The organism is Streptomyces stoeckheimensis (genome assembly GCF_045822005.1).
GTDB lineage: Bacteria > Actinomycetota > Actinomycetes > Streptomycetales > Streptomycetaceae > Streptomyces > Streptomyces stoeckheimensis.
Genome location: NZ_CP169550.1, coordinates 3,641,831 through 3,667,757, shown reverse-complemented (window position 1 = coordinate 3,667,757; position 25,927 = coordinate 3,641,831). Strand labels below are relative to the sequence as shown.

The following is a 25,927-nucleotide window of genomic DNA, read 5'->3' as shown; positions in this document are numbered from 1 at the left end:
GCCGGCACCTCCTTCCGGTTGGCGGAGCACGCTAGCGCCGGAGGGGGTGCCTCGGAAGGGGGCGGGAGGGGTTCGCAGGGCATATGCCGCCGAATTTTCCGGGGCGGGACCGGGATGCGGGACCGGGATTTTCCCAGGGCGGGACCGGCTGTCGGTCCCGCCCTCTAAACTCGGAAGGCGATGAGCAGCCTCTTTGACGACAGCTTCCTGGCCGACCTCTCCCCCTCCGAAGAGGTCCCCCCGCCGCCCGAAGACCACGCCGCCCCCGAGGCGGGCGCGGACGATCTCTTCGGGGGCCGGTTCGACGCGCCCATCCACGGGGACGCGTACTACCGGGACGGCGCCCCCAGGCCGGTCATCGACCCGGCGGCGCTCCTGGAAGGGCTGAATGCGGAGCAGCGAGCCGCCGTGGTGCACGCGGGCTCCCCGCTGCTCATCGTGGCCGGCGCCGGATCGGGCAAGACGCGCGTGCTGACGCACCGCATCGGCCACCTGCTGGGCGCGCGCGGGGTCCACCCCGGCCAGATCCTGGCGATCACCTTCACCAACAAGGCCGCCGGCGAGATGAAGGAGCGCGTCGAGGGCCTGGTCGGTCCGCGCGCGAACGCGATGTGGGTCTCCACCTTCCACAGCGCGTGCGTGCGCATCCTGCGCCGCGAGTCCAAGCGGCTCGGTTTCACCTCCTCCTTCTCGATCTACGACGCGGCCGACTCGAAGCGCCTGATGGCGCTCGTCTGCCGCGACCTGGACCTGGACCCGAAGAAGTTCCCGCCGAAGGCGTTCAGCGCCAAGATCTCGAACCTCAAGAACGAGCTCATCGACGAGGACGCCTTCGCCGGGCAGGCCGCCGACGGTTTCGAGAAGACCCTCGCCCAGGCGTACGCGATGTACCAGGGGCGGCTGCGCGAGGCCAACGCCCTCGACTTCGACGACATCATCATGACCACGGTCCACCTGCTCCAGGCCTTCCCGGAGGTCGCGGAGCACTACCGGCGCCGCTTCCGGCACGTGCTGGTCGACGAGTACCAGGACACCAACCACGCCCAGTACACGCTCGTGCGCGAGCTGGTCGGCACCGGCTACCCGGACCTGTCGCCCGCCGAGCTGTGCGTGGTGGGTGACGCCGACCAGTCGATCTACGCCTTCCGCGGCGCGACCATCCGCAACATCCTCCAGTTCGAAGAGGACTACGCGGACGCGACCACGATCCTGCTGGAGCAGAACTACCGCTCCACCCAGACGATCCTGTCCGCCGCCAACGCGGTCATCGAGCGCAACGAGAACCGCCGCGCGAAGAACCTGTGGACCGAGGCCGGCAGCGGCGCCGTCATCACCGGCTACGTCGCGGACACCGAGCACGACGAGGCGCAGTTCATCGCCGACGAGATCGACCGGCTGACGGACGCGGGCGACGCGAAGGCCGGCGACGTCGCGATCTTCTACCGGACCAACGCGCAGTCCCGCGTGTTCGAGGAGATCTTCATCCGCGTCGGACTGCCCTACAAGGTCGTCGGCGGCGTCCGGTTCTACGAGCGCAAGGAGGTCCGCGACGTCCTCGCGTACCTGCGCGTCCTGTCGAATCCCGAGGACAACGTCCCGCTCCGCCGGATCCTCAACGTCCCCAAGCGCGGTATCGGCGAGCGCGCCGAGGCGATGATCGACGCGCTCGCGATGCGCGAGAAGATCACCTTCCCGCAGGCGCTGCGCCGGGTCGACGAGGCCTTCGGCATGGCCGCCCGCTCGACCAATGCCGTCAAGCGCTTCAACGTGCTGATGGAGGAGCTCCGCACCATCGTCGATTCGGGCGCCGGCCCGGCGGTGGTCCTGGAAGCGGTCCTGGAGCGTACGGGCTACCTCGCCGAACTCCAGGCCTCGACCGACCCGCAGGACGAGACGCGGATCGAGAACCTCCAGGAACTGGCTGCCGTGGCGCTCGAATTCGAGCAGGCGCGGGAAGCGGCGGCGGCCGAGGCCGCCGAGAACGGGGCCCCGCCGGTCGGCCCCGGCACCCTCTCCGAGTTCCTGGAGCAGGTCGCGCTGGTCGCCGACTCCGACCAGATCCCGGACGAGGACACCGACGGCAACGGCGTCATCACCCTCATGACCCTGCACACCGCCAAGGGCCTCGAGTTCCCGGTGGTCTTCCTGACCGGCATGGAGGACGGGGTCTTCCCGCACATGCGCGCGCTGGGCCAGACCAAGGAACTGGAGGAGGAGCGCCGCCTCGCCTACGTCGGCATCACGCGGGCGCGCGAGCGGCTGTACCTGACGCGCTCGAGCATGCGCAGCGCCTGGGGCACGCCCTCCTACAACCCCCCGTCGCGGTTCCTGGAGGAGATCCCGGCCGAGTACCTGCAGTGGAAGCGGACGGGTGCGGCGCAGAAGCCGGCGGGCCCGATGCGCAGCTCCGGCTCGGGGTACGGGTCCTCCGGCGGCGGCTCGAAGGCCTCCTTCGGCACCTCGCCGGAGTCCTTCCTGTCCTCGTCGCGTACGAAGTCGGGCCCGTCGGGGTTCGCGACGCGGCGGGCCGCCGACAAGCCGGTCATCGCCCTGGTGGTCGGGGACCGGGTCACGCACGACCAGTTCGGGCTGGGCACGGTCATGGAGGTCAGGGGGGCGGGCGCGGACGCGCAGGCCACCATCGACTTCGGGGACGAGAAGCCGAAGCGGCTCCTGCTGCGGTACGCGCCGGTGCAGAAGCTCTAGTGATCTGGTTTTGAGGTCTGGGCTCGCCCCATGAGTCGTGTTCTGTTTCAGATCTTGGGTTCTGCCTGACGGGGCGGGTTTCGGTCCGGTGTCCTGACGGGATGGGCGATAACAGGCTGCCGCCAGTGGTGCTGTCGGAAGCTGAGCGACTGACGTTGGAGAGCTGGGCCAGGCGCCGTTCAACTGCGCAGGGCCTGGCCCAGCGAGCGCAGATCGTGCTCGCGTGCGCACGAGGGTGGAATAACACCGTGGTCGCCGCGCGGTTGAACACAGAGCGCAAGACGGTGGCCAGATGGCGGACGCGGTTCCTGCGGGACCGCTTGAACGGCCTGTCGGACGAGCCGCGGCCGGGGGTGCCGCGGACCATCACCGACGCCCAGGTCGAAGAGGTGGTGGTCCGCACCCTCGAACAGACACCGGCGGGCGGGACACACTGGTCGAAGCGGGAGCTCGCCAAGGTCGTGGGGATCTCCCCGGCGAGCGTGCTGAGGATCTGGCATGCCTTCGGCCTGCAGCCCTGGCGGACGGAGACCTTCAAGATCTCCCCGGACCCGTTCCTGATCGACAAGATCCGCGATGTCGTCGGCCTCTACCTCGCCCCGCCGGCGAACGCGGCCGTGTTCGCGGTGGACGAGAAACCGCAGATCCAGGCCCTGGAGCGGACCACACCGGTCCTGCCGATGCTGCCCGGAGTTCCCGAGCGGCGGAGCTTCGACTACGTCCGGCATGGCACCGTCGACCTGTTCGCCGCCCTGAACACCGCGACCGGCAGGGTGATCACGAAACTGTCAGCCCAGCACCGGGCCGTGGACTTCCGGGACTTCCTCGACGACATCGACCGCCAGACCGATCCGGGCCTGGCGGTCCACGTCATCTGCGACAACCTCTCCGCCCACAAGGCACCGGTCGTGCGCAAGTGGCTCCTTGCGCATCCCCGGTTCCAGCTCCACTTCACTCCCACGTATTCGTCGTGGATCAACCAGGTCGAGCGGTGGTTCGCCGAGCTGGAACGACGCTGCCTCGAACGCGGAGTGTTCTGCTCACTCGATGACCTCAAGGCCGCACTCGAAGGCTGGATCGAGGTCTGGAACGACCAGGCCAGGCCGTTCAAGTGGACCAAGACCGCCGACCAGATCCTCGACCGCATCTGCCGCTACTGCGACAGGATCTCCAAACCAGGTCACTAGCGGGCGGGACGCGGGACGGCCCGCGGGCGACGCGGAAGGGCCCGCCCCTCGGGGGGCGGGCCCTTCCGCGTTCGTTCGTCCCTGCGTGCGGGGTCGGTCCTAGTTCGGGTTCAGGCCCTTGGCGCGCAGCCATGCCTGCGGGTCGACCGGGGAGCCGCCGCCCGGCCTCACCTCGAAGTGGAGGTGCGGACCGGTGGAGTTGCCGGTGTCGCCGGAGTAAGCGATCACGTCGCCGGCCTTGACCTTGCCGGACCGGATCTTGGCGCTGCTGAGGTGGCAGTACCAGGTCTCGGTACCGTCGGGCGCGGTGAGTATCACCATGTTGCCGTAGGCGCTGTTGAACTGGCTGCGCACGGTGCCGTCGGTGGCGGCCATGACCGAAGTGCCGTAGCCCACCGGGAAGTCGATGCCGGTGTGCACGGACATCCAGTTGACGCCCGCCTGCCCGAAGCCGGCGCTGAGGCCGTGCCGTGCGACGGGGAGCGCGAACTTGGGGCGGGCCGCTTCCTTGGCCGCCTCCTCCTCCGCCTTCTTCTTCTTTTCCTCGTCCTGGCGCAGGCGCAGGTCGATGCGCTCCTGGGTGCGGCTCGCCCGGTCCGCGAAGTCGCCGGCGTCGGCGCTGAGGGCGGTGAGCTGCGTGTCGAGCTTGCTGTTCGCGGCGACCGGCTTGATGGAGGCCGGGTCGGGCGCGGCCAGGGTGGTGGTCTCCTCGGACGGCTTCTCCGCACCGGTGAGCCCGCCCACGGAAGCGGCGGCGACACCCGCGACGCCCATCACGCAGGCCGAGGGAACGGCCACGGTCAGCAGCGCGGAACGCTTGGCCGGGGTGCGACGGCGGTTGTTGGCACCGGCCTTGGCGGTACTCGCCTTGGCGGCGGGCTTCGATCCGGGCTTGGAGCCGGCGCGGCGCGAGGGGCGCGGCTCGGCGGGACCGGCCGGGGTGACCGGCATGGCCTGGGTGGGGAGATCGTGCACCCGGGCGTCCGCGCTCATGTCCACGTCTGCGTCTGCGTCCGCGTGGAAGTCCAGGTCAACGTCCGCGCCGTCGGCGTCCGCACCGGTGGGGAGGTACGCGAAGACGGCGGTCTCGGTGTAGGCCGTCTCGCCCTCGGGCGAGGTCGCGGCGTAGGGCTCGTAGCCGTAGTCGTAGGCGTACTGCTGCTCGTGGGCCTGTTCCTGCGCCGGCTCGGGGACGTGCTGCGGCTGCTGCTGCTCGTAGCCGGTGTACCCGTAGGTCTGCTCGGAGGCAGTGTTCCAGGCGGTGGCGTCGTAGGCGCCGGTCTCGGTCCCGTAGCCGGGGACCGACCAGTGGCCGGTCTGCTCGGCGGAGGTCTCGTAGCCGAAGCCGGTGGACTGGTAGTCCATGGAGACGCCGCCCTGGACGGGGACGGTCGAGAGGTAGCCGTCGTAGCCGGCGTATCCGTCGACGGACGGCTGCGCGTAGCCGTTCTGGGGGGCGGTCCAGGCCGTGGTGTCGTACGAGCCGGTGTCGTAGGAGCCGTAGGCAGCACCGTAGTTGTAGCCCTGACCCTGTGTTTCATAGGGCGTAAACGCTGAATCGCCAGCGAAAGTGGTGGTGGAAAGGCCGTCGTACCCGAAATCGGGGTACTGGCCCGACGAGGGGCGGTCGTTCACCAACTTCTCTTTCGCCTCGGCAGCGGGGGGCCTGGGTGGCCGAGGAACGTGGGGTCCTCGGAGGAGAGCAGTGGCGTGACTGTACCCGGCGGTTACACGCAACGACAATCTTCGGAGGGTTTTGTGCTCGGCGGAACCGGGCATTCGGCCGCCTTTCGGTCGGCTGAAGACCCACCCTTGGCCTTGAGTTCGAAAACCGTTCGACTGGAGGTCGCTTTTCGCTCGAGCCCGCTCAGGCGACGGAAGCGGCCCCCGGGTGCGGGACGGCGATCGGCCTGGGGCCGTCGAGCGCGCGCCGGACGGCCGCGATGACGGTGGGGTGCGCGGGCAGGGCGAGGTGTCCGATGCCGGTGACCTGCACGTTCTCCGCGAGCAGGTCCGGGTGCTCGATGCGGGCCGTCTCGGTCGGGTCCATCAGCCCGTCGAACTCGCTCCAGAACGCCACGCACCGGGTCCGGCAGCCGGGCGCGGGCGCGCGCAGTTCGGCGAGCACCTCGGAATCCGGGCGCATCTGCCGGACCAGGGGGTGCGCGTCCATGAAGGGCGCCACGCGGGTGCCGGAATGCGGGGTGCCGAGCGTGACGAGCGTGCGGACGCGCGCGTCGCCGCCGAGGCGCTGGACGTAGTACCGCCCGACCAGCCCGCCGAGACTGTGCCCGACCAGGTCCACCCGGTCCTGCCCCGTGCGCGCGCACACCTCCTCGACGCGGCGGGCCAGGTGCCGGGCGGTGACGCGCAGGTCGCGGGTGAAGGGGGAGTAGTTGTACGCCTCCACCTGCCGCCGGCCGCCGGCCCCGAGGGAGCGGCGCAGCAGGACGAAGACGGAGCGGTTGTCGGTGAACCCGTGGAGCAGCAGCACCGGCGGACGCTCGTGGGTGGCGCTGGCGGGTCGCTCCGGCAGGACTCCGGTGGGATACAGCAGGATGTGCCCGCCGAGCACGATCGCTTCCAGTACGCCGGCCCGCAGTGCGGCCCCGGACATGGTCAGCCCCATCGACGGCCCCCCCGTAGGTCCTGGCGACTCGGGACCGGGGCGTCCGACCGCCCCGTGCCGTGCGGCTGTCGGCGCGGAGCGGTGGTACGCCATCCCACGTGTGATTTCCCCCTCGTGGTTGACCGCGAAACGGGGGTGTGCGCAATGCTGTACTTAACGTTCGTTCACTCGGGAGGCAGTGCGATGGGTGTGACCGGTCCGATCCGTGTGGTGGTGGCCAAGCCGGGCCTCGACGGCCACGACCGAGGCGCCAAGGTGATCGCGCGGGCCCTGCGGGACGCGGGCATGGAGGTCATCTACACGGGCCTCCACCAGACTCCCGAACAGATCGTCGACACGGCGATCCAGGAGGACGCCGACGCGATCGGTCTGTCGATCCTGTCGGGCGCGCACAACACGCTGTTCGCGCGCGTGCTGGAACTCCTCGCGGAGCGCGACGCGGAGGACATCAAGGTGTTCGGCGGCGGCATCATCCCGGAGGCGGACATCGCTCCGCTGAAGGAGAAGGGCGTGGCCGAGATCTTCACTCCGGGCGCGACGACCACGGCCATCGTCGACTGGGTCCGCGCCCACGTCCGCCAGCCGGCCTAGCCGCAGCCCGCGCCTGCGCGGCGCCGTTCCGGGGGCCGGCCCCCGGACCCCCGCTCCTCAAACGCCGGAGGGGCTGGATTCGGCCTGGTCGGGGCTGGATTGCCCGCAGGGCAATTCCAGCCCCGCCGGCGATCAGCTCGGCGGCGCCAGTTCCGCGTGCAGCGCGGCCCGCAGCCGCAGGGTGGCGACCAGTCGCTGGAAGGCCTCCGACCAGTAGGCCGCCGCACCCCCCTCCTCCACCGGCTCCGCCGCCAGCGCATCGAGCCGCCCCGCCTCCGCAGGATCAAGGCACCGCTCCGCCAGCCCCATGACCCCGCTGAAGCTCCACGGGTAGCCGCCCGCCTCCCGCGCGGAGTCCAGCGCCTCGATCACCGCCCTCCCCAGCGCCCCCGCCCACGGCACCACGCACACCCCGAGCAGTTGGAACGCCTCCGACAGCCCGTGCGCCCGTATGAACTCCGCCACCCACGCCGCCCGTTCCTCGTCCCCGAGGGTCGACAGGAGCTTCGCCCGCTCCGCCAGCGACGCCGTCGCCGGGCCCGCCGCGGGCGGAGCGGAGGCCGAGCCGAGCAGGGCCTGCGACCACGCCGGATCGCCCTGCCGCACCGCGGCCCGGCACCAGGCCGCGTGCAGTTCCTCCGCCCAGCCCTCGGCCACCGGCAGCGCCACGATCTCCGCCGGGCCGAGCCCCCCGAACCGCTCCCGCCAGCACGACAGCGGCGCGGACTCCACCAACTGCCCCAGCCACCACGCCCGCTCTCCGCGACCGGCCGGCGGCCGTTTGACCACGCCGTCGCGCAGCATCCCCGCATCGCACGCGGCCGGCGGTGTCACCCCCTCCGGGCCGACACAGGCCAGCGCCCGCTCCGCCATCCGCCCGGCCAGCGCCGAGGTCGGCAGCGCGGACAGCAGCTCGGCCGCGGTCGCCCGGACGTTGCGGCTGCGGTCGCCCAGCGCCGCCTCGAGGAAGGGCTCGTCGTCCGCCGACAGCCCCACCCGCAGGGAGTCGAGGAACATCAGCCGGTCCTCGGCCCGCTCGGTGCTCCACGTGGTCTCCAGCAGCCGCGGTCCGGCGGCCGCCTCGTGGGCCCGTACGAGGCCGAGCAGTGCGACCCGCTCCGCGAACAGCCCCTCCTGCCACAGCCGCTCCACCCCCGCCGAGTCCTCCGCGTCGGGCAGTTCGCCGGCGCCCCCGGATCCCCCGCGCAGCGCGAACCGCCAGTCCGGATTGAGCCGGGCCAGCCACAGCCCGCGCGTCCCCGCCAGTGCCAGCGCCTGCGGCCTGAGGTCGCTACGGGCCCGGGCCACGTCCAGCAGCGCGGGCACGAGCGAAGCCGGAGCCCGGTACCCGTGCTGTCCGGCGGCGGCCAGCCACTGCGGCAGCAGCTCCGTCAGGTCCGGGGCGGCCCCCCGCCGCCCGCTGCCGCTGCCCGCACCGGCGCGGCCCGCCAACAGCTGGGCGAGCCGCCGCCGGGCCGGCTCCGGAGGCTCGGGACGCGGGTCGCGCGGCGCGGGCTCGGGCCGGGGGCCCGCCTCGGCGGGTCTCAGCCCGGCCCGGCGCCGTACCGTCTGCACGGCCGCGGCCCCGAGCAGCGCCCCGGGACTGCCCCGGCGCCGCTCGGTGCCCAGCAGCGCGGCGGCCACCAGCTCGTCCCAGCCCGCGTCCCCGTAGCCCGCGTCCCCGTAGGCCGCGTCCCCGTAGGCCGGGTCCATCGTCCCGCCCGTCGTTCTGTCCGTGGTCGCGTCCGTCGTCGTGTCCGTGGTCGTGTTCACCGGATCCCCTCCCTCTTTCCTTCGCGTGCCGTGCCGTGTGCAGGTGGCTGCTCCGGTCCCGCCCCCTCCGCGGGACCGGAGCAGCTCGATCTCCCTGTGGTGCACACGGCCGCACTACGGCCTCAACTGGCGTGGTTGTCGTCCACGAAAGCCCCCCGGCTCACTCGTCTCGAATACGTCGGCGCCCCCGCGCCGCCGCCTTCCCCTGCCGCCCGCTCAGCCCAGCACCACCGGCTCCGAGGAGCCCGGCTGCCAGGCCGTCAGCGGGGTGAATCCGCGGTGTCCGCATTCGCCGAACACCGTCAACGGGCCGCCCCCCGAGAGCGAGGCCAGCTGCCACAACCCGGTCCCGGGCCGGCTCCCGGCCCCGGTCAGGGGCACGGGCAGGGCGGACGTCCCCTCCGAGTCCGCCAATTGCCAGGCCGCTGGGCTCTGTTGCGCGTCCTGCCCGTCCTCCTGCGCTCCTTCCTGTCGTCCCCCTGGTCCCCCTTGCCGTCCTTGTCGCCCTCCCGGTATCGGCACCACCGGGCCGAGCACCACCGGCCAGGACTCCAGCCAGGGGTCCTCACGCAGGGCCGCGCCGTACGCCTCCAGTGCCGCGCCCGTGCTCACGCCGGTCGGCGCGGTCCGGCACGGTTCGGCCGCCGCGAACCTCTCCCCGAGGTCCGCCCGCAGTCCCGCGGAGCCGGGCCGGAAGCGGGCTTCCGCCTCCAGCACCAAGCCGACGGGCAGTGCCAGCCCCGGCGGTCGCCCGGGCGGGCCGAAGTCCAGGACCAGGGCAGGCCGCCCGCTCGCCAGCCCGCGCAGCCATATCCGGCGGGTGGTGAGACGGCCGTCCGGAGACGCCGTGTCGTACTGGGCCAGCACGAGCCAGTGGTCCCGTACGGCCTCGCCTTCCGCCCGGGGCTGCAGTCCCAGACGGCTGCGGACCGTCGCGGCCAGCGGCTCCGGCAGTCCCGAAACCCCCAGCCAGGCCCGGTCCAGCAGGTGCAGCAGCGCGGCCTCCTCCAGCATCCGGGCGGGCCAGCCGGCGCCGCAACTGGGTATCGTCCCCAACTCCCTTACCCGCGCGGCCAGTCCGGGTGCCTGGGCGTCGACCATCCGGGCGGCGGTCTCCTCCCAGGCCGCATATCCCGCCCGCTCCTGACCGGCGAGGCCGCCGCGCACCAGGTCCGCGAGCCGCTGTTCCAACTCGGTGACGCCGGCGCCGATCCGGGCCGCCCTCCGCTCGGCCCGCTTGCGCGCTCCTTCCTCGTCCGCCGGTCCGGCCCGGCCGGAGCCGTCGGCAGCGGGTCGCGCGGCCTTCGCCGCCCGCTCCACGAGCCATTCGTCCGCCCAGTCCGGAGCCCCGGCCGGGGTGTCGAGCTCCTCCGCGGCCCAGAGCAGCAACAGGCCCAGCGCGTGCTTGCACGGGAACTTCCGGCTCGGGCAGGAGCACTTGTACGCGGGCCCGGACAGGTCGACGACCGTCCGGTACGGCGTGCTGCCGCTGCCCTTGCACAACCCCCACACCGCACCGGAAGCGGAACCTCCGGTCTGTGACCACGGCCCCGCCGCGCCGAGCTTGGCCCCCGCCTTGCGTGAGGCGTCGTCAGGAGCCAGAGCCAGTACCTGTTCCGCTGTCCAGCGGACCCCCTGCTCAGTCATGTGTTCCACCGTAGAGACCCCCACTGACAATCGCTCTGACCTGCAACAACGCATCTCCCGGGGGGCGTTGTCAGTGGTCGGGTGCATCGTGGTTGCAGCAGTCGGAAGCGGCTGCGGAGCATTGGAGGGGGACCATGGCCACGACCGGGAACGAGACCACCGCAGAGGCGCTGCGACCGCACGCCGAAGACGCCTTCGCGCACGAACTGAAAGCCCTGGCCGCCGTCGACGACCGGCCCCGCCCGGCCCGCTGGAAACTCTCCCCGTGGGCCGTGGCCACGTACCTGCAGGGCGGCACGCTCGAAGACGGCACCGTCATCACACCCAAGTACGTCGGCCCGCGCAGGATCGTCGAAGTCGCCGTCACCACCCTCGCCACCGACCGCGCGCTGCTGCTCCTCGGAGTGCCCGGCACCGCCAAGACCTGGGTGTCCGAGCACCTCGCCGCCGCCGTCAGCGGAGACTCCACCCTCCTCGTCCAGGGCACCGCGGGCACCCCGGAGGAGGCCATCCGCTACGGCTGGAACTACGCCCGCCTCCTCGCCCACGGCCCGAGCCGCGAAGCGCTCGTACCGAGCCCGGTCATGCGGGCCATGGCCGAGGGCATGACCGCCCGCGTCGAGGAGCTCACCCGCATCCCCGCCGACGTGCAGGACACCCTCATCACCGTCCTGTCCGAGAAGACCCTCCCGATACCGGAACTGGGTCAGGAGGTGCAGGCCGTGCGCGGCTTCAACCTCATCGCCACCGCCAACGACCGCGACCGCGGGGTCAACGAGCTCTCCAGCGCCCTGCGCCGGCGCTTCAACACCGTCGTCCTGCCGCTGCCCGCCACCGCCGACGCCGAGGTCGACATCGTCGCCCGCCGCGTCGACCAGATGGGCCGCGCCCTGGACCTGCCCGCCGCCCCGGAGGGCCTGGAGGAGATCCGCCGCGTGGTCACCGTCTTCCGCGAGCTGCGCGGCGGAGTCACCGACGATGGGCGCACGAAGGTCAAGTCGCCCAGCGGCACCCTGTCCACCGCCGAGGCCATCTCGGTGGTCACGGGCGGCCTCGCCCTGGCCGCGCACTTCGGCGACGGCGTCCTGCGCCCCTCCGACGTGGCGGCGGGGATCCTCGGGGCCGTCGTCCGGGACCCGGCCGCCGACCAGGTCGTCTGGCAGGAGTACCTGGAGGCCGTGGTCCGCGAGCGCGACGGCTGGAAGGACTTCTACCGGGCCTGCCGGGAGGTGACGGCATGAGCCCGGGGACGGCAGGCAAGGACGCCACCGGCCCGCTGCTGCTGGGCGTACGGCACCACGGGCCCGGCTCGGCCCGTGCGGTGCGGGCCGCCCTGGACGCGGCCCGGCCCGCGGCGGTGCTCATCGAAGGACCGCCGGAGGGGGACGCCCTGCTCCCGCTGGCCGCGGACCCGGGGATGCGGCCGCCCGTCGCCCTGCTCGCCCACGCGGCCGACGACCCGGGCCGGGCCGCGTTCTGGCCGCTGGCCGGCTTCTCCCCGGAATGGACCGCCATCCGGTGGGCGCAGGAGCGGGACCTGCCGGTCCGGTTCATCGACCTCCCGGCGGCGCACTCGCTGGCCGTGCAGGAGAGCGGGGAGCGGGCCGGAGAAGGGGACGGGGACGGGGGTCGGGACGGGGACGGGGACGGGGGCCGGGAAGGGGGCGGAGAGGGCAGCGGGGAAGGGAGCGGAGCGGCGCCCGGGTCCGTACGGCTGGACCCGCTGGCCGTACTGGCCGAGACCGCCGGGTACGAGGACCCCGAGCGGTGGTGGGAGGACGTGGTCGAGCACCGCGGCGGGTCCGGACCGGCCGCCGACCCGCTGGCCGTGTTCGAGGCGGTCGGGGAGGCCATGGGCGCCCTCCGCGAGGCCTACGGAGCGGGCGGCCACCACCGGGACCTGGTGCGCGAGGCGTACATGCGGCAGCGGATGCGGGCCGCGCGCCGGGAGTTCGGCGACGCCTACGCCGTCGTCTGCGGGGCCTGGCACGTCCCGGCCCTGCGGGCGAAGACCACCGCGGCCGCCGACAGGGCGCTCCTGACCGGGCTGCCCAAGGTCAAGGTGGAGACCACCTGGGTGCCCTGGACCCACCGGCGCCTCGCCCGGGCCGGAGGGTACGGCGCGGGCATCACCTCGCCCGGCTGGTACGCACACCTCTTCGCGGCCCGGGACCGGCCCGTCGAGCGCTGGCTGACCAAGGTCGCGGGCCTGCTCCGCGAGGAGGACCGGCAGGTGTCCCCGGCCCACGTCATCGAAGCCGTCCGGCTCGCCGACACCCTGGCCGCGATGCGGGGCCGACCGGAGCCGGGGCTGACGGAAACCCTGGAAGCGGTCCGGGCGGTGATGTGCGACGGCTCCGACATACCGCTCGCGCTGATCGAGGACCGGCTCGTCGTCGGGGACGTGCTCGGCGAAGTCCCCGACGCGGCGCCCGTCGTACCGCTCCAGCGCGACCTGACCCGGCAGCAGCGCTCGCTGCGCCTCAAGCCCGAGGCGCAGCACCGGGAGCTGGAGCTCGACCTGCGCAAGGACACCGACGCGGCCAAGTCCCTGCTGCTGCACCGGCTGCGGCTGCTCGGCATCGACTGGGGCGTGCCGACGGCCTCCCGGGGGAGCACGGGCACCTTCCGCGAGACCTGGCGGCTCTGCTGGGAGCCGGAGCTCGCCGTACGGGTGGCCGAAGCCGGCATCTGGGGGACCACCGTCCTCGGGGCGGCCACCGCCAAGGCCGAGGCCGACGCGGTGGGCGCCCGGGAGCTGGGCGAGGTCACCGCCCTGGCGGAGCGGTGCCTGCTGGCCGGGCTCTCCGGGGCGCTGCCCGCCGTGCTGCGGGCCCTCGCCGACCGGGCGGCACTGGACACCGACGTGGCGGGCCTGGCCAAGGCGCTGCCCGCGCTGGCCCGTTCGCTGCGCTACGGGGACGTACGGGGCACCGACGCGGCGGCGCTGGCGACGGTGGCGGCCGGGCTCGCGGAGCGGATATGCGTGGCCCTGCCGCCCGCCTGCGCGGCGGGGCTGGACGCCGAGGCGGCGGAGGAGCTGCGGGGGCACGTGGACGGCGTGCACGGCGCGATCGCACTGCTCGACGCGGAGGGGCTGCGGGAGCGCTGGGCGGCGGTGCTGCGGACGCTGGCCGGGCGGGACACCGTCCCCGGGCTGATCCGCGGGCGGGCGGCGCGGCTGCTGCTCGACGACGGGCGGCTGCCGCCCGAGGAGACCGCGCGGCTGATGGGGCTCTCGCTGTCCCCGGCATGCGCGCCGGCCGACGCGGCGGGCTGGATCGAGGGGTTCGCGGGCGGGGCTGGACGCCGGGGCGGCGGCACGCTGCTCGTGCACGACGAGCGGCTGCTGGGGCTGATCGACGCGTGGCTGGTGTCGGTGCCGGAGCGGGCGTTCGTCGACGTGCTGCCGCTCCTGCGGAGGACCTTCGGTGGGTACGAGGCCGGGGTTCGGCGGAGTCTGGGGGAGCTGGTGCGGCGGGGGCCCGGCGGTGGTCCGGCCGGGGTGGGTGCCGGGGTGGCGCCGGTCGGCTTCGGTCCGGAGCTGGACCCTGTCCGGGCGGATGCGGTGGTGGACCTGGTCCACCTGTTGCTGGCGGGCGCGCCGGGGTGACCGGGCCGGCCCGGTCCGCCCGGCGGGCTGCGTCGGGCCGCTGCGCGGGGCGGAGTTCCCCTACCCGCCCTTCCACCGTTCCCCGGGCGCTGCCCGGACCCGGTGCCGGGTGCGGCGCCGTTGCCGGGGGCCAGCCCCCGGACCCCCGCTCCTCAAACGCCGGAGGGGCTGGATTTTCGTCGGCGGTTGAGCCCCGGGAGGAGGCCGGGCGCAGCCCGGGGTGGTCGGTATGGCTTCGAGAGTGGGAGGTAGGCAGATGGCTGGTGCGGGAGCGGACGGCGCAGAGCGGTTGCGGCGGTGGCGGATGGTGTTGGGCGGGGGAGACGGGGAGGGGACCGGGGTCGCGTTGAGCGGGGCGGACGCGGGGATGGACGCCGCGCTCGGGGCGCTCTACGGGGCCGACGGCGAAGGGGGACGCAAGCGGGCGGGGGAGCGGTCGGCCGGGCTCGGCGGGTCCGCGCCCCACGTGGCGCGCTGGCTCGGGGACATCCGGACCTACTTCCCCACCTCCGTGGTGCAGGTCATGCAGAGGGACGCGATCCAGCGGCTCGGCCTGTCCGCGCTGCTGCTGGAGCCCGAGATGCTGGAGGCGGTGGAGCCCGACGTGCACCTCGTCGGCACCCTGCTCTCCCTCAACAAGGCCATGCCCGAGACCACCCGCGAGACGGCCCGCGCCGTCGTCCGCAAGGTGGTCGAGCAGGTGGAGAAGCGGCTCGCGAGCCGGACGCGGGCCACGCTGACCGGCGCGCTCGACCGGTCCGCCCGGACCAGCCGGCCGCGGCACGCGGACATCGACTGGGACCGGACCATCCGGGCGAACCTGAAGAACTACCTGCCCGAGTACCGGACCGTCGTTCCCGAGCGGCTGGTCGGGTACGGCCGCGCCTCGCGGGCGGTGAAGAAGGAGGTCGTGCTGTGCATCGACCAGTCGGGTTCGATGGCGGCCTCCGTCGTCTACGCCTCCGTCTTCGGGGCGGTGCTCGCCTCGATGCGTTCGATCGCGACCCGGCTGGTCGTCTTCGACACCGCGGTCGTGGACCTGACCGACCAGCTCGACGATCCCGTCGACGTGCTCTTCGGCACCCAGCTCGGGGGCGGCACCGACATCAACCGTGCGCTCGCCTACTGCCAGTCGAAGATCACCCGTCCCGCCGACACCGTCGTCGTCCTCATCAGTGATCTCTATGAGGGCGGCATACGCGACGAGATGCTGAAGCGGGTCGCGGCCATGAAGGCGGCGGGGGTGGAGTTCGTGGCGCTGCTCGCGCTGTCCGACGAGGGCGCGCCCGCCTACGACCGGGACCACGCCGCCGCCCTCGCCGCACTCGGCGCCCCGGCCTTCGCCTGCACGCCCGACCTGTTCCCGGAGGTGATGGCCGCGGCGCTGGAGAAGCGGCCCCTGCCCGTCCCGTGACCCGGCGGCCACCGCCGCGCGCAGCCCCGTAGGAGAGCCATCGCGGCGGCCGTACATCGGCGGATCGCACGAAGATGCAGTTCAACCGTGAGGCGATCTGTGACAGGTATCACCGCTCAGGTGTGATCTGCGATTTAGGGACCTACGTCCCACGGGGATAACCTGCGGGACGGACATGCCGCGTCCACGGTCACCGTGTGCGCCTTCCTTGTGACAGCGCCGTCACGTTGCCCTCCGCGGCACGCCCACGCAGATAGCAGACAACCGCGAATCACTGCGAATCTTTGAAGACAAGGGACGGACGCGCGTGGACCTGTTCGAGTACCAGGCGAGGGACCTCTTCGCCAAGCACGGTGTACCGGTGCTGGCCGGTGAAGTGATCGACACGCCTGAGGCGGCGCGCGAGGCCACGGAGCGGCTGGGCGGCAAGTCGGTCGTCAAGGCGCAGGTGAAGGTCGGCGGCCGCGGCAAGGCCGGCGGCGTGAAGCTCGCCGCCACCCCGGACGAGGCCGTCGCCCGTGCGACGGACATCCTCGGGATGGACATCAAGGGCCACACGGTCCACAAGGTGATGATCGCCGAGACCGCTCCGGAGATCCTGGAGGAGTACTACGTTTCGTACCTCCTCGACCGCACCAACCGCACCTTCCTGGCCATGGCCTCGGTCGCGGGCGGCATGGACATCGAGCAGGTCGCCGAGGAGACCCCGGAGAAGCTCGCCAAGGTCCCGGTGAACGCCAACGAGGGCGTGACCATCGAGAAGGCCCGCGAGATCGTCGCGCTGGCGAAGTTCCCGGCCGAGGTCGCCGAGAAGGTCGCCGAGGTCCTCGTGACCCTGTGGGCGACCTTCATCGCCGAGGACGCGCTCCTCGTCGAGGTCAACCCGCTCGCGAAGGTCGCCAACGGCGACGTCATCGCGCTCGACGGCAAGGTCTCGCTCGACGAGAACGCCGAGTTCCGCCAGCCGGGCCACGAGGAGTTCGTGGACCACGCTGCCGCGAACCCGCTCGAGGCCGCCGCCAAGGCGAAGAACCTCAACTACGTGAAGCTCGACGGCGAGGTCGGCATCATCGGCAACGGCGCGGGTCTCGTCATGAGCACCCTCGACGTCGTCGCGTACGCCGGCGAGAACCACGGCGGGGTCAAGCCCGCCAACTTCCTGGACATCGGCGGTGGCGCCTCCGCCGCCGTCATGGCCAACGGTCTCGAGATCATCCTCGGCGACCCGGACGTCAAGTCCGTCTTCGTCAACGTCTTCGGTGGCATCACCGCGTGTGACGAGGTCGCCAACGGCATCGTCCAGGCGCTGAAGCTGCTCGAGGACAAGGGCGAGGCGGTCACCAAGCCGCTGGTCGTCCGCCTCGACGGCAACAACGCCGAGCTGGGTCGCAAGATCCTCTCGGACGCCAACCACCCGCTGGTTCAGCGCGTGGACACCATGGACGGCGCGGCCGACAAGGCCGCCGAGCTCGCGGCTGCGAAGTAAGGGCAGAGGTCACAGACTCACATGGCTATCTTCCTCAACAAGGACAGCAAGGTCATCGTCCAGGGCATGACCGGTGCCACGGGCATGAAGCACACCAAGCTGATGCTGGCTGACGGCACCAACATCGTCGGCGGCGTGAACCCGCGCAAGGCCGGCACCACCGTCGACTTCGACGGCACCGAGGTCCCGGTCTTCGGCTCCGTCGCCGAGGCGATGGAGAAGACGGGCGCCAACGTCTCCGTCCTCTTCGTCCCGCCGGCGTTCGCCAAGTCCGCCGTGGTCGAGGCGATCGACGCCGAGATTCCGCTGGCCGTCGTCATCACCGAGGGCATCGCGGTGCACGACTCCGCCGCCTTCTGGTCGTACGCGTCCGCCAAGGGCAACAAGACGCGGATCATCGGCCCGAACTGCCCGGGTCTGATCACCCCCGGCCAGTCCAACGCCGGCATCATCCCGGGCGACATCACCAAGCCCGGCCGCATCGGTCTCGTGTCCAAGTCGGGCACGCTGACCTACCAGATGATGTACGAGCTCCGTGACATCGGCTTCTCCTCCGCCGTCGGCATCGGTGGCGACCCGGTCATCGGCACCACGCACATCGACGCCCTCGAGGCGTTCGAGGCGGACCCCGACACCGACCTGATCGTCATGATCGGCGAGATCGGCGGCGACGCCGAGGAGCGTGCGGCGGACTTCATCGCGAAGAACGTCACCAAGCCGGTCGTCGGCTACGTCGCGGGCTTCACCGCCCCCGAGGGCAAGACCATGGGTCACGCCGGTGCGATCGTCTCCGGTTCTTCTGGCACCGCACAGGCCAAGAAGGAAGCCCTGGAGGCCGCGGGCGTGAAGGTCGGCAAGACGCCGACCGAGACCGCGAAGCTGGCGCGCGAGATCCTGAACGCCGCGCAGTAAGCAGCAGCCTTTGGTTGTACGTGCAGACGGGCGTGGCCCGCACCCTGTGAGGGGTGCGGGCCACGCCCGTTTCCGTACGCGGGGGATGCCCGGCGTACCGCTATTCGAGGCTCGGCGAGATCCGGGAAGGCCCGGCCGACGGATCGGACAGCAGCTTGTCGTGGAGCTGCCGGCCCTCGTCCGTGAGCTGCTGCGGGCCGCTGTGCGGGGGCACGCCCGACACGCTCGCGCCGGGGGCGCGCGGAGGCTCGTACTCGGTCGGAGCGGTCACCCAGGTGTAGGCCGTCGCCGCGGTGATGACGGCCGTCACCCCGATCACCGCACGCGTCCACAGCCGGTTGCGGTGCTCGCCGGCCACCCGTACGACGGCCGCCGCGCGCGGCTCCAGCCGGCCCGCGGGCCGCAGCGTGCCGAGCCGCTCGCGCAGCACCGCGGACTGCTTCGCGGGCGGTACGCCGTCCAGTTCGGGGAGCTGGTCGGCGAGGTCGGCGTGCGCGTTGACGAGCCGGTTGCCGGCGGTCGGCGTGGACGCCTCGGTCTCGGCGGCGGTGTCGGGGAGGTCCAGCCCGACGCCGTCGTAGAGCAGCACGGTGCGGCGGTGGGCCGGGGGCAGTGCGAGCATCGCGTCCAGGAGGATGCGGTCCGCGGGGTCGGCCGGGGGCTCGTCGGGGTGCCGGTGGGACCGCCGGAACCGGTGCCAGGGGGAGAGCGCGTACTCGTACGCGGCCGCGCGCACCCACCCGACCGGATCGGGGTCGGTGGCGACCTCGGGCCAGCGCTCCCACGCCTGCTGGAAGGCGCGCTCCACGGCCTCGCAGGAGAGGGCGTGGCGGCCGGTGAGGAGGTAGGCCTGACGGGTCAGGGCGGGGGCGGTGCGGTCGTAGAGGGCCTCGAAGGCGTCGATCGCCGACACCGTCGGGGCGGTGTCCTCGCCCGGGGCGGGGTCTCCCTCGGGTCCGGCCGGTCCGGTGGCCTCGCCGGTCGGCGCGGAGTTCGGCGCGGAACTCTGCGCGGCGTCCGATGCCGAGCCCGATGCCGAGCCCGATGCCGAGCCCGATGCGGCGTCAGGTCCGGCGGTCTTCCCGGCCGCTGACGCGGGGTCCGAGCCGGAGCCCGTCCCGGTGGTGTCCGTCCGGGTGGCGGCTTCGGAGCCCGCTCCGGCGGGGTTCGCCGGGCCCGGCCCGGTGTCCGGCGCGGAGACCTTCCCGGAGCGCGTCTCGGAGTGCGCTCCGGCGTCTGAGCCGGTGTCAGGGGCCGTGTCCGTACCGGTGTCCGTACCGGTGCCAGGGGGCAGGGGGCTGCCGGGGCGGAGGGCTGCGCGGCCGCCTCCGCCGTGGCCGCCCGCGGCGGCCCCGGCCTTGACCGGGGACTTGGCCTCGTGCCGGGGCATCCCGACGGGGGGCTTCGCGGCCCGCTTGGCGGCGGCCTTGGGCCGGGTCTGCGCGCCGACGGGCCGGGTGAGTCCGCGCATCATGCGCAGCCCGAACCGGCCCTCGGGGGCGTCGGTGGCCGACGCCGTGTCCGCATCCGCGGGAGCGGCGTCGGTTGCCGCGCCGGCGACCTCCGCTGCGTCCTCGGAGGCGTCCTCCGTGGCGTCCGCGGCGCCGTCGAGCCGACTTCCGGGCGCGGCGCCCGGGGCTGACGCCGCGTCCGCGGCCGCCCCGGCGGGGCCGGTTGCGGCAGCCGAGCCGAGCGCCGACGCCCCGACGGCGGGAGCGTCGGCCTGCGGGGTGGCGGTGCCGTTGGCCCAGGCGGGCCGCAGGGGCCGGGCGGGCGTACCGTCGGCGCCCGGTGCCGCCCCGGTGCCGTCGCCCCGGCCCTGCGCGGGGCCGGCGGAACCCGAGGCGGAACCCGTGCCCGCGCCCCTGCCCTTGCCCAGGTCAGGGCTCTCCGGGGCCGCCGAGCCGTCGGCCCGGGCCGTGGGGCCCGAGGGGGCGGAGCCGCGGGAGTCGTCCGCGGACAGCCGGGTCAGGAGCTTGGAGTAGGCCTCCAGCTTGCGGCCCCGGGGGTGGGTGCGGCCGGTCTCCCAGGAGCGGACCGTGTTCGAGGTGACGCCCACCGCCGCCGCGACCTCTTCGTGCGTCAGATCGGCTGCTTCGCGCAGGCGTCGGCGTTCCTTCGGGGTGGGGAGGCCCAGCTCCGTGACGCTTTGTGTCATGCCACACTCCCCGCGACCCGGACGCCCTGACCGAAAAAGTACATAAACGTATATTGAGCGACACCACGGTCATTCGCCTGTTACCCGCCCATAGCGCGTGTCGTTGGCACCATGGCGGGGTGACCCAAGTGACCGAACGCGGGACCTCGTTGCCCACGCCCCCAAGGGCCCCCGTACGGCGTCGTTCACCGGCGGCCGCCGCGTGTGTCGTGGGTGGCGCCGTCGCCGCAGTGCTGGGGCTCGGTTTCCTCGCCGTGCTCGTCGTCGTGCTGTGGATCAGCTCCCCCTACCCCGACAGCGGCCCCGGCGGCGCCCTGCACCTCGCCGCGGGCCTCTGGCTGCTCGCCCACGGAACCGAACTCGTCCGCTACGAGACCCTCTCCGGGGTGCCCGCCCCCGTCGGCCTGACCCCGTTGCTGCTGGTGGCCCTGCCCGCCCTGCTCATCCGGCGTGCCGCCCGGCTGGGCAGCGCCGCGCAGGAGGACCGGGGTGCGGAGCCGCTGCCCGCGGGCGTGGTGTTCTCCGCCGTGCTCTGCGGCTACCTCGGGGTCGGCGCCCTGGCCGTCGTCTACGCCGCCTCCGGGCCGATGCCCGCCGACCCGCTCAGTGCGGCCCGGCACCTCCCCGTCGTCGCCGCCCTCGCCGCCGCGGGCGGGGTCTGGGAGTACCGGGGGAGGCCGCTCGGACAGCTGCCCGGCCGGCTCACCCGGCCCCGCTACGCCCTCGCGCTGCGGGCCGGTGCCGGTGGGGTGCTGGTGCTCCTCGGCGGCGGAGCCCTGCTGGTCGGCGCCTCGCTGGCCTGGCACGGGCCGGAGGTGCAGGGCTCGTTCGCGGCGCTGACCGGGGTCTGGTCGGGCCGCTTCGCGGTGCTGCTGCTGGCCCTCGCGCTGATCCCGAACGCCGTCGTCTGGGGTGCCTCCTACGCCCTCGGCCCCGGCTTCGCGCTGGGCACCGGAGCCGCCGCGACCCCGCTCGGCTTCGACGGTTCGGCCGCGCTGCCGGGCTTCCCGCTGCTCGCGGCGCTGCCCGCGGAGGGCCCCGGCACGCCGCTGACCTGGGCCGTCGGCGCGGTGCCGGTGGCGGCCGGGCTGGCGGTGGGCTGGTTCGCGGTACGCCGGGCACGCGACGTCTCGTACGGGGAGACCGCGCTCACGGCGGCGTTGGGCGCCCTGGTGTGCGCCCTGGCGACGGCCGCCCTGGCCGCGGCCTCGGCGGGGCCCCTCGGCTCCCGGGAGCTGGCCGCCTTCGGCCCCGTGTGGTGGCAGGCGGGCGGGGCGGCCCTGGGCTGGACCCTGGTCCTCGCGGTCCCGCTGGCCGTCACCGTGCACGCCTGGCGGAACCGGCCCGCGAAGGGCCCGGCCGGCGAGGGCTCGGAGGACGGCTGGCACGACAGCGGCGTACGGGAGGTCCGCTGGGCGGCCCTGCGCCGTGCGGCGGGCACCCTGATCCCGGACTTCTCCGGCACACCGGAGGAGGGCGGCGGGTCTCCCGCGGCCCGGGTCCCGGAGGAAGGGGCCCGGCCGGTGTCCGCACCGCCGAAGCGTCCCGTGCTGGTCATGCCCGGCCTCAAGCTGGACCTGACCCCGATCCCGATCCCCGCACTGCCCGCGGAGCCGGCGGCGGCGATGACGCCCGCGTCCGGACCCGGACCCGGGGCGCTCGTGGCGGCCGGATCGGCCCTTGCGGCGCCCCCGAGCCCGACCCCGCTCGTCCCGCCGGTGACCGGAGCCCGCGTACTGACCCGCCGGAAGCCGGAAACGGGGCCGGAGACGGGGCCGGCGCCGCGACCGGAAGCGGACCCGGGGCAGCCCGAAGGGGCCGCCCGGATCGACTAGCCATCGCTCGGCAACCGCTCGGCTACCGCTGGACCTCGAGCATCTTGCCGATGAAGTTGTCCGGCAGCAGGTCGTTGCACTGCAGCTCGGCCGCCTTGGTGAGGGCGTCCTGCTTGCAGACGTAGAAGTCCTTGTACGTGAGCTGCACCGCGTACGAGGACAGCGCCAGCAAGATCGCCAGCGAAGCGGTCACCAGGCCGCTCGCGGCCGCCGTCCGCTGGGGCCGGGCGGCGGCGCCCAGCGCCGCCAGTCCGCCCCGGGCCGCCCCGGATGCCGCGGCGCCGGTGTCCGTGGCCGGGGCGGCAGCCCTGCCCGTACCCGTACCGACGTCCGCCGCCGAGGCGCCCGGGCGGCCCGAGGTGCTGTCCGCCCCGTCCCCGGACGGCTTCGCCGGGACCCCGCGCAGCGCGCTGATCCCCCAGTAGAGGGCGAGCGCGCCCAGCAGCAGCCCCATCGACGGGATGCCGAAGACCCCGAAGAAGAAGCCCCACATGCCGGCCAGCAGTGCGTACCGCGCCCGTCGCTGGATCGGGTCCGTGGGGTCCCAGCGAGCCGGTCCCGACCCGGGGTCCGTGCCCGGTCCCGACCCGGGGTTCTGCGGGTCGCCGCCGTCGCCGCCGGCGCGCGGCTCCCAGAGCTGATCGGGCCGGCCTTCCGGGGGCGCCGCGAAGGGGTTGTCGTCGGTCGGGCGGTCGGGCTGGGGGCGGTCCGGCATCGGGTGTGTTTCATCCCCTGTGTCGTGGACGCCGCTGGGACGTCCGAGGCCTGTTTACGGCGTGTACGCCAGACGCTACCGCCCGCCCGTCCCCCCGTCCCTCGGGGGCCGTCCGGTGTGCCGGTATCGTTGCAGGCGGTCGGTGGCTTCGTATGGTCCCCCGTATATCGGGGACCCGAATTTTCATGCGATCACACAAGACGAACGACGCGCCCCCGGTTCACGCCGGGAGGCGCCCCCGCTCGACGAGAAAGGGCCTCCCATGGCCGCCTCCCGCCTGGTCGTGCTGGTCTCCGGATCCGGCACCAACCTCCAGGCCCTGCTCGACGCCATCGACGCCCATCCCGGCGGATCCGAGGGCTTCGGCGCCGAAGTCGTCGCCGTGGGAGCCGACCGCGAGAACATCGCCGGCCTGGAGCGCGCCGAGAAGGCCGGGATCCCCACCTTCGTGTGCCCGGTCAAGGCGTACGCGAGCCGTGCGGAGTGGGACGCCGCCCTGACGGAGGCCACGGACGCGCACGCGCCGGACCTCGTGATCTCGGCGGGGTTCATGAAGATCGTCGGGCCCGAGTTCATCGGCCGCTTCGGCGGCCGGTTCGTCAACACCCACCCCGCCCTCCTCCCGGCCTTCCCGGGTGCCCACGGCGTACGGGACGCCCTCGCCTACGGCGCGAAGGTCACCGGCTGCACCGTCCACTTCGTGGACGCGGGCGTGGACACCGGTCCGATCATCGCCCAGGGTGTTGTCGAGGTCCGGGACGAAGAGGACGAAGCCGCTCTCCATGAGCGGATCAAGGAAGTCGAGCGCGAGCTGCTCGTCGACGTCGTGGGGCGCCTGGCCCGGCACGGCTACCGCATCGAGGGACGAAAGGTAACAATCCAGTGACCGCCGCAGAGGCCGCAGGGACCGTAGAGACCGTGACCGCAGAGGGCGAGGACCTCGCCGCGTCGAAGCGCCCGATCCGGCGCGCGCTCATCAGCGTGTACGACAAGACGGGCCTGGAAGAGCTGGCCCGCGGTCTGCACGAGGCGGGTGTCGCGCTCGTCTCGACCGGCTCCACCGCCTCGAAGATCGCCGCCGCCGGGGTGCCCGTCACCAAGGTCGAGGAGCTGACCGGCTTCCCCGAGTGCCTGGACGGCCGGGTCAAGACCCTGCACCCGCGCGTGCACGCCGGCATCCTCGCCGACCTGCGCCTGGAGGACCACCGCAACCAGCTCGCCGAGCTGGGCGTCGAGCCCTTCGACCTGGTGATCGTCAACCTCTACCCCTTCCTCGCGACCGTGCAGTCGGGCGCCACCGAGGACGAGTGCGTGGAGCAGATCGACATCGGCGGCCCCTCGATGGTCCGCGCCGCCGCCAAGAACCACCCCTCGGTGGCCGTAGTCACCAGCCCGGCCCGCTACGACGCCGTGATCGCCGCAGCCCAGGGCGGCGGCTTCGACCTCTCCGCCCGCAAGCGGCTCGCGGCCGAGGCCTTCCAGCACACCGCCGCGTACGACGTGGCCGTGGCCTCCTGGTTCACGAACGCGTACGCCCCGGAGCCGGAGGCCGTACTGCCCGAGTTCCTGGCCGGCGCCTGGGAGCGCAAGTCCACCCTCCGCTACGGCGAGAACCCGCACCAGGCGGCCGCGCTGTACACGGACGGCCGGCCGGGCGGGCTCGCCAACGCCGAGCAGCTGCACGGCAAGGAGATGTCCTACAACAACTACGTGGACACCGACGCGGCCCGCCGCGCCGCCTACGACCACGAAGAGCCCTGCGTCGCGATCATCAAGCACGCCAACCCGTGCGGCATCGCCGTGGGCAAGGACGTCGCCGAGGCCCACCGCAAGGCACACGCCTGCGACCCGGTCTCCGCCTTCGGCGGGGTCATCGCCGTCAACCGCCCGGTGAGCGTCGAGCTCGCCGAGCAGGTCGCGGAGATCTTCACCGAGGTCATCGTCGCCCCCGACTTCGAGCCGGGCGCCGTCGAGGTCCTCGCGAAGAAGAAGAACATCCGCGTCCTGAAGGTCGAGGGCACCCCGCACCAGCCGGCCGAGCTCAAGCCCGTCTCCGGCGGCGTGCTGCTCCAGCAGAGCGACCTCGTCCAGGCCGAGGGCGACGACCCGGCGAACTGGACGCTCGCCACCGGCGAGGCCCTCTCCGCCGACGAGCTCGCCGACCTCGCCTTCGCGTGGAAGGCCTGCCGCGCCGTCAAGTCCAACGCGATCCTGCTCGCCAAGGACGGCGCCTCGGTCGGCGTCGGCATGGGCCAGGTCAACCGCGTCGACTCCGCGAAGCTGGCCGTCGAGCGGGCGGGCGCCGAGCGCGCGCAGGGCTCGTACGCTGCCTCCGACGCCTTCTTCCCCTTCGCGGACGGGCTGGAGATCCTGACGGCCGCCGGCATCAAGGCCGTGGTCCAGCCGGGCGGTTCGATGCGCGACGAGCTGGTCGTCGAGGCCGCGAAGGCGGCGGGCGTGACGATGTACCTCACCGGGACCCGGCACTTCTTCCACTGAGTCCGGCGCTCACCCGCAGACGGCGAAGGCCGCCCACCGCAGCAGTGCGGGGGGCGGCCTTCGCCGTGTCGTGCGTCCTGGTGCCGCGTCCTACGAGTACTGGGGCCGGCGGAAGTATTCGCCCGCGGCCGAGTTGGCCAGCCCGACGACGATCCACAGGCCCAGGCCGAGGGAGATCACATTGGGGACCATCGAGAACACGATGGCGGCGCCCGCGGAGTCGTGCAGGCTGCTGAGCGTCACGATGTTGATGATCAGACCGGCGCCGGCGAAGAAGATCTGGAGCGAGCCGAAGATGATGCCGGAGACCCGGACACCGCCACGGCCCTTGCTCAGCTTGGCGGCGGTCAGGATGGGCCACAGCGAGATTCCGACCAGCGCGATGCCGATGATGACGAAGAAGACGCTCATGGCGGTGGCCGCGTCGCTCGACGAGGAGCTGCCGGAGTCGAACTCGGAGGCGAACAGGGCGCCGATGATGGCGACGGCCACGCCGCCGAGGGCCGTGAGGATCCCGAGGATCCAGAGGATGACCCGCGCCCCCTTGACCCCGCCCGGCATCGGCATCGGCGAGCCCGGGTAGCCGGGGACGCCCGGGTAGGCCTGCTGCGGGTAGGCGTAGCCGCCCTGGGCCGGGATGCCCTGGGGTGCCTGCTGGGGATAGCCGTAGGCGGGCTGGCCGCCCTGCGGCTGCTGCCCGTACGGGTTGTTCGGGTCGCCGAAGCTCATCTGGGGTGTTCCTCCGTGGAAGTGCGGGGACGC

General features: G+C 73.2%; 18 protein-coding genes. 11 read left to right on the top strand and 7 right to left on the bottom strand.

Features of this window, described 5'->3' with window-relative positions; all coding sequences use genetic code 11:
- Nucleotides 1-180: 180 nt before the first annotated feature.
- A complete protein-coding gene (gene pcrA, locus ACE1OC_RS16320) occupies nucleotides 181-2,706 on the top strand; it encodes a DNA helicase PcrA (protein WP_407837640.1) in 2,526 nt (841 codons plus the stop codon).
- A 101-nt stretch (nucleotides 2,707-2,807) separates the two neighbouring features.
- A complete protein-coding gene (locus tag ACE1OC_RS16315) occupies nucleotides 2,808-3,893 on the top strand; it encodes an IS630 family transposase (protein WP_407837639.1) in 1,086 nt (361 codons plus the stop codon).
- A 99-nt stretch (nucleotides 3,894-3,992) separates the two neighbouring features.
- On the opposite strand, the gene ACE1OC_RS16310 is transcribed toward ACE1OC_RS16315, so the two are convergent.
- Both ACE1OC_RS16310 and ACE1OC_RS16305 read right to left on the bottom strand, forming a co-directional pair.
- Nucleotides 3,993-5,672, bottom strand: a complete 1,680-nt coding sequence (locus ACE1OC_RS16310; protein ID WP_407837638.1) for a M23 family metallopeptidase — start codon at nucleotides 5,670-5,672, stop codon at nucleotides 3,993-3,995.
- An 88-nt stretch (nucleotides 5,673-5,760) separates the two neighbouring features.
- Nucleotides 5,761-6,510, bottom strand: coding sequence for an esterase/lipase family protein (locus ACE1OC_RS16305; protein ID WP_407837637.1), 750 nt, complete (start codon nucleotides 6,508-6,510; stop codon nucleotides 5,761-5,763).
- Between the two features lie 195 nt (nucleotides 6,511-6,705).
- Here ACE1OC_RS16305 and ACE1OC_RS16300 point away from each other — a divergent pair, with 195 nt between their 5' ends.
- The gene (locus ACE1OC_RS16300; protein ID WP_243333486.1) at nucleotides 6,706-7,113 is read left to right on the top strand and encodes a cobalamin B12-binding domain-containing protein; all 408 of its coding nucleotides are present in this window, start codon (nucleotides 6,706-6,708) and stop codon (nucleotides 7,111-7,113) included.
- A gap of 132 nt (nucleotides 7,114-7,245) precedes the next feature.
- Here ACE1OC_RS16300 and ACE1OC_RS16295 read toward each other — a convergent pair whose 3' ends face one another.
- On the bottom strand, nucleotides 7,246-8,826 hold the full coding sequence (locus ACE1OC_RS16295; protein WP_407841581.1) for a DUF5691 domain-containing protein: 1,581 nt from the start codon (nucleotides 8,824-8,826) through the stop codon (nucleotides 7,246-7,248).
- 276 nt (nucleotides 8,827-9,102) lie between these two features.
- Entirely contained in the window at nucleotides 9,103-10,533 is a 1,431-nt protein-coding gene (locus ACE1OC_RS16290) for an SWIM zinc finger family protein (RefSeq protein WP_407837636.1), read from the bottom strand.
- Nucleotides 10,534-10,667: 134 nt separating this feature from the next.
- Between ACE1OC_RS16290 and ACE1OC_RS16285 the strand changes: the two genes are divergently transcribed.
- The 5 genes from ACE1OC_RS16285 to sucD all read left to right on the top strand — a co-directional run bounded on the left by ACE1OC_RS16285 (nucleotide 10,668) and on the right by sucD (nucleotide 17,958).
- Entirely contained in the window at nucleotides 10,668-11,774 is a 1,107-nt protein-coding gene (locus ACE1OC_RS16285; protein WP_250744079.1) for an ATP-binding protein, read from the top strand.
- On the top strand, nucleotides 11,771-14,146 hold the full coding sequence (locus tag ACE1OC_RS16280; protein ID WP_407837635.1) for a DUF5682 family protein: 2,376 nt from the start codon (nucleotides 11,771-11,773) through the stop codon (nucleotides 14,144-14,146). The genes ACE1OC_RS16285 and ACE1OC_RS16280 overlap by 4 nt, the downstream gene beginning before the upstream one ends.
- A 256-nt stretch (nucleotides 14,147-14,402) precedes the next feature.
- On the top strand, nucleotides 14,403-15,560 hold the full coding sequence (locus ACE1OC_RS16275) for a VWA domain-containing protein (RefSeq protein WP_407837634.1): 1,158 nt from the start codon (nucleotides 14,403-14,405) through the stop codon (nucleotides 15,558-15,560).
- A 307-nt stretch (nucleotides 15,561-15,867) separates the two neighbouring features.
- Nucleotides 15,868-17,046, top strand: a complete 1,179-nt coding sequence (gene sucC / locus ACE1OC_RS16270; RefSeq protein ID WP_407837633.1) for an ADP-forming succinate--CoA ligase subunit beta — start codon at nucleotides 15,868-15,870, stop codon at nucleotides 17,044-17,046.
- A gap of 21 nt (nucleotides 17,047-17,067) precedes the next feature.
- Complete coding sequence (sucD, locus tag ACE1OC_RS16265) at nucleotides 17,068-17,958, top strand: succinate--CoA ligase subunit alpha (protein ID WP_274549144.1); 891 nt, start codon at nucleotides 17,068-17,070, stop codon at nucleotides 17,956-17,958.
- A 100-nt stretch (nucleotides 17,959-18,058) separates the two neighbouring features.
- Here the strand turns inward: sucD and ACE1OC_RS16260 are convergent, their stop codons facing one another.
- Nucleotides 18,059-20,116 (bottom strand): helix-turn-helix domain-containing protein, encoded by a 2,058-nt coding sequence (locus ACE1OC_RS16260; protein WP_407837632.1) that lies wholly within the window; start codon nucleotides 20,114-20,116, stop codon nucleotides 18,059-18,061.
- Between the two features lie 119 nt (nucleotides 20,117-20,235).
- On the opposite strand from ACE1OC_RS16260, the gene ACE1OC_RS16255 reads away from it, so the two are divergent.
- The gene (locus ACE1OC_RS16255; RefSeq protein ID WP_407837631.1) at nucleotides 20,236-21,951 is read left to right on the top strand and encodes a DUF6350 family protein; all 1,716 of its coding nucleotides are present in this window, start codon (nucleotides 20,236-20,238) and stop codon (nucleotides 21,949-21,951) included.
- Nucleotides 21,952-21,973: 22 nt separating this feature from the next.
- Here ACE1OC_RS16255 and ACE1OC_RS16250 read toward each other — a convergent pair whose 3' ends face one another.
- Complete coding sequence (locus tag ACE1OC_RS16250) at nucleotides 21,974-22,666, bottom strand: hypothetical protein (RefSeq protein WP_407837630.1); 693 nt, start codon at nucleotides 22,664-22,666, stop codon at nucleotides 21,974-21,976.
- Between the two features lie 262 nt (nucleotides 22,667-22,928).
- On the opposite strand from ACE1OC_RS16250, the gene purN reads away from it, so the two are divergent.
- Together purN and purH are read left to right on the top strand one after the other, a co-directional pair.
- Entirely contained in the window at nucleotides 22,929-23,552 is a 624-nt protein-coding gene (gene purN / locus ACE1OC_RS16245) for a phosphoribosylglycinamide formyltransferase (protein ID WP_250744072.1), read from the top strand.
- A 32-nt stretch (nucleotides 23,553-23,584) separates the two neighbouring features.
- On the top strand, nucleotides 23,585-25,165 hold the full coding sequence (gene purH / locus ACE1OC_RS16240) for a bifunctional phosphoribosylaminoimidazolecarboxamide formyltransferase/IMP cyclohydrolase (protein WP_407837629.1): 1,581 nt from the start codon (nucleotides 23,585-23,587) through the stop codon (nucleotides 25,163-25,165).
- Between the two features lie 90 nt (nucleotides 25,166-25,255).
- Here purH and ACE1OC_RS16235 read toward each other — a convergent pair whose 3' ends face one another.
- Nucleotides 25,256-25,894, bottom strand: coding sequence for a hypothetical protein (locus ACE1OC_RS16235; RefSeq protein ID WP_407837628.1), 639 nt, complete (start codon nucleotides 25,892-25,894; stop codon nucleotides 25,256-25,258).
- Nucleotides 25,895-25,927: the final 33 nt, after the last annotated feature.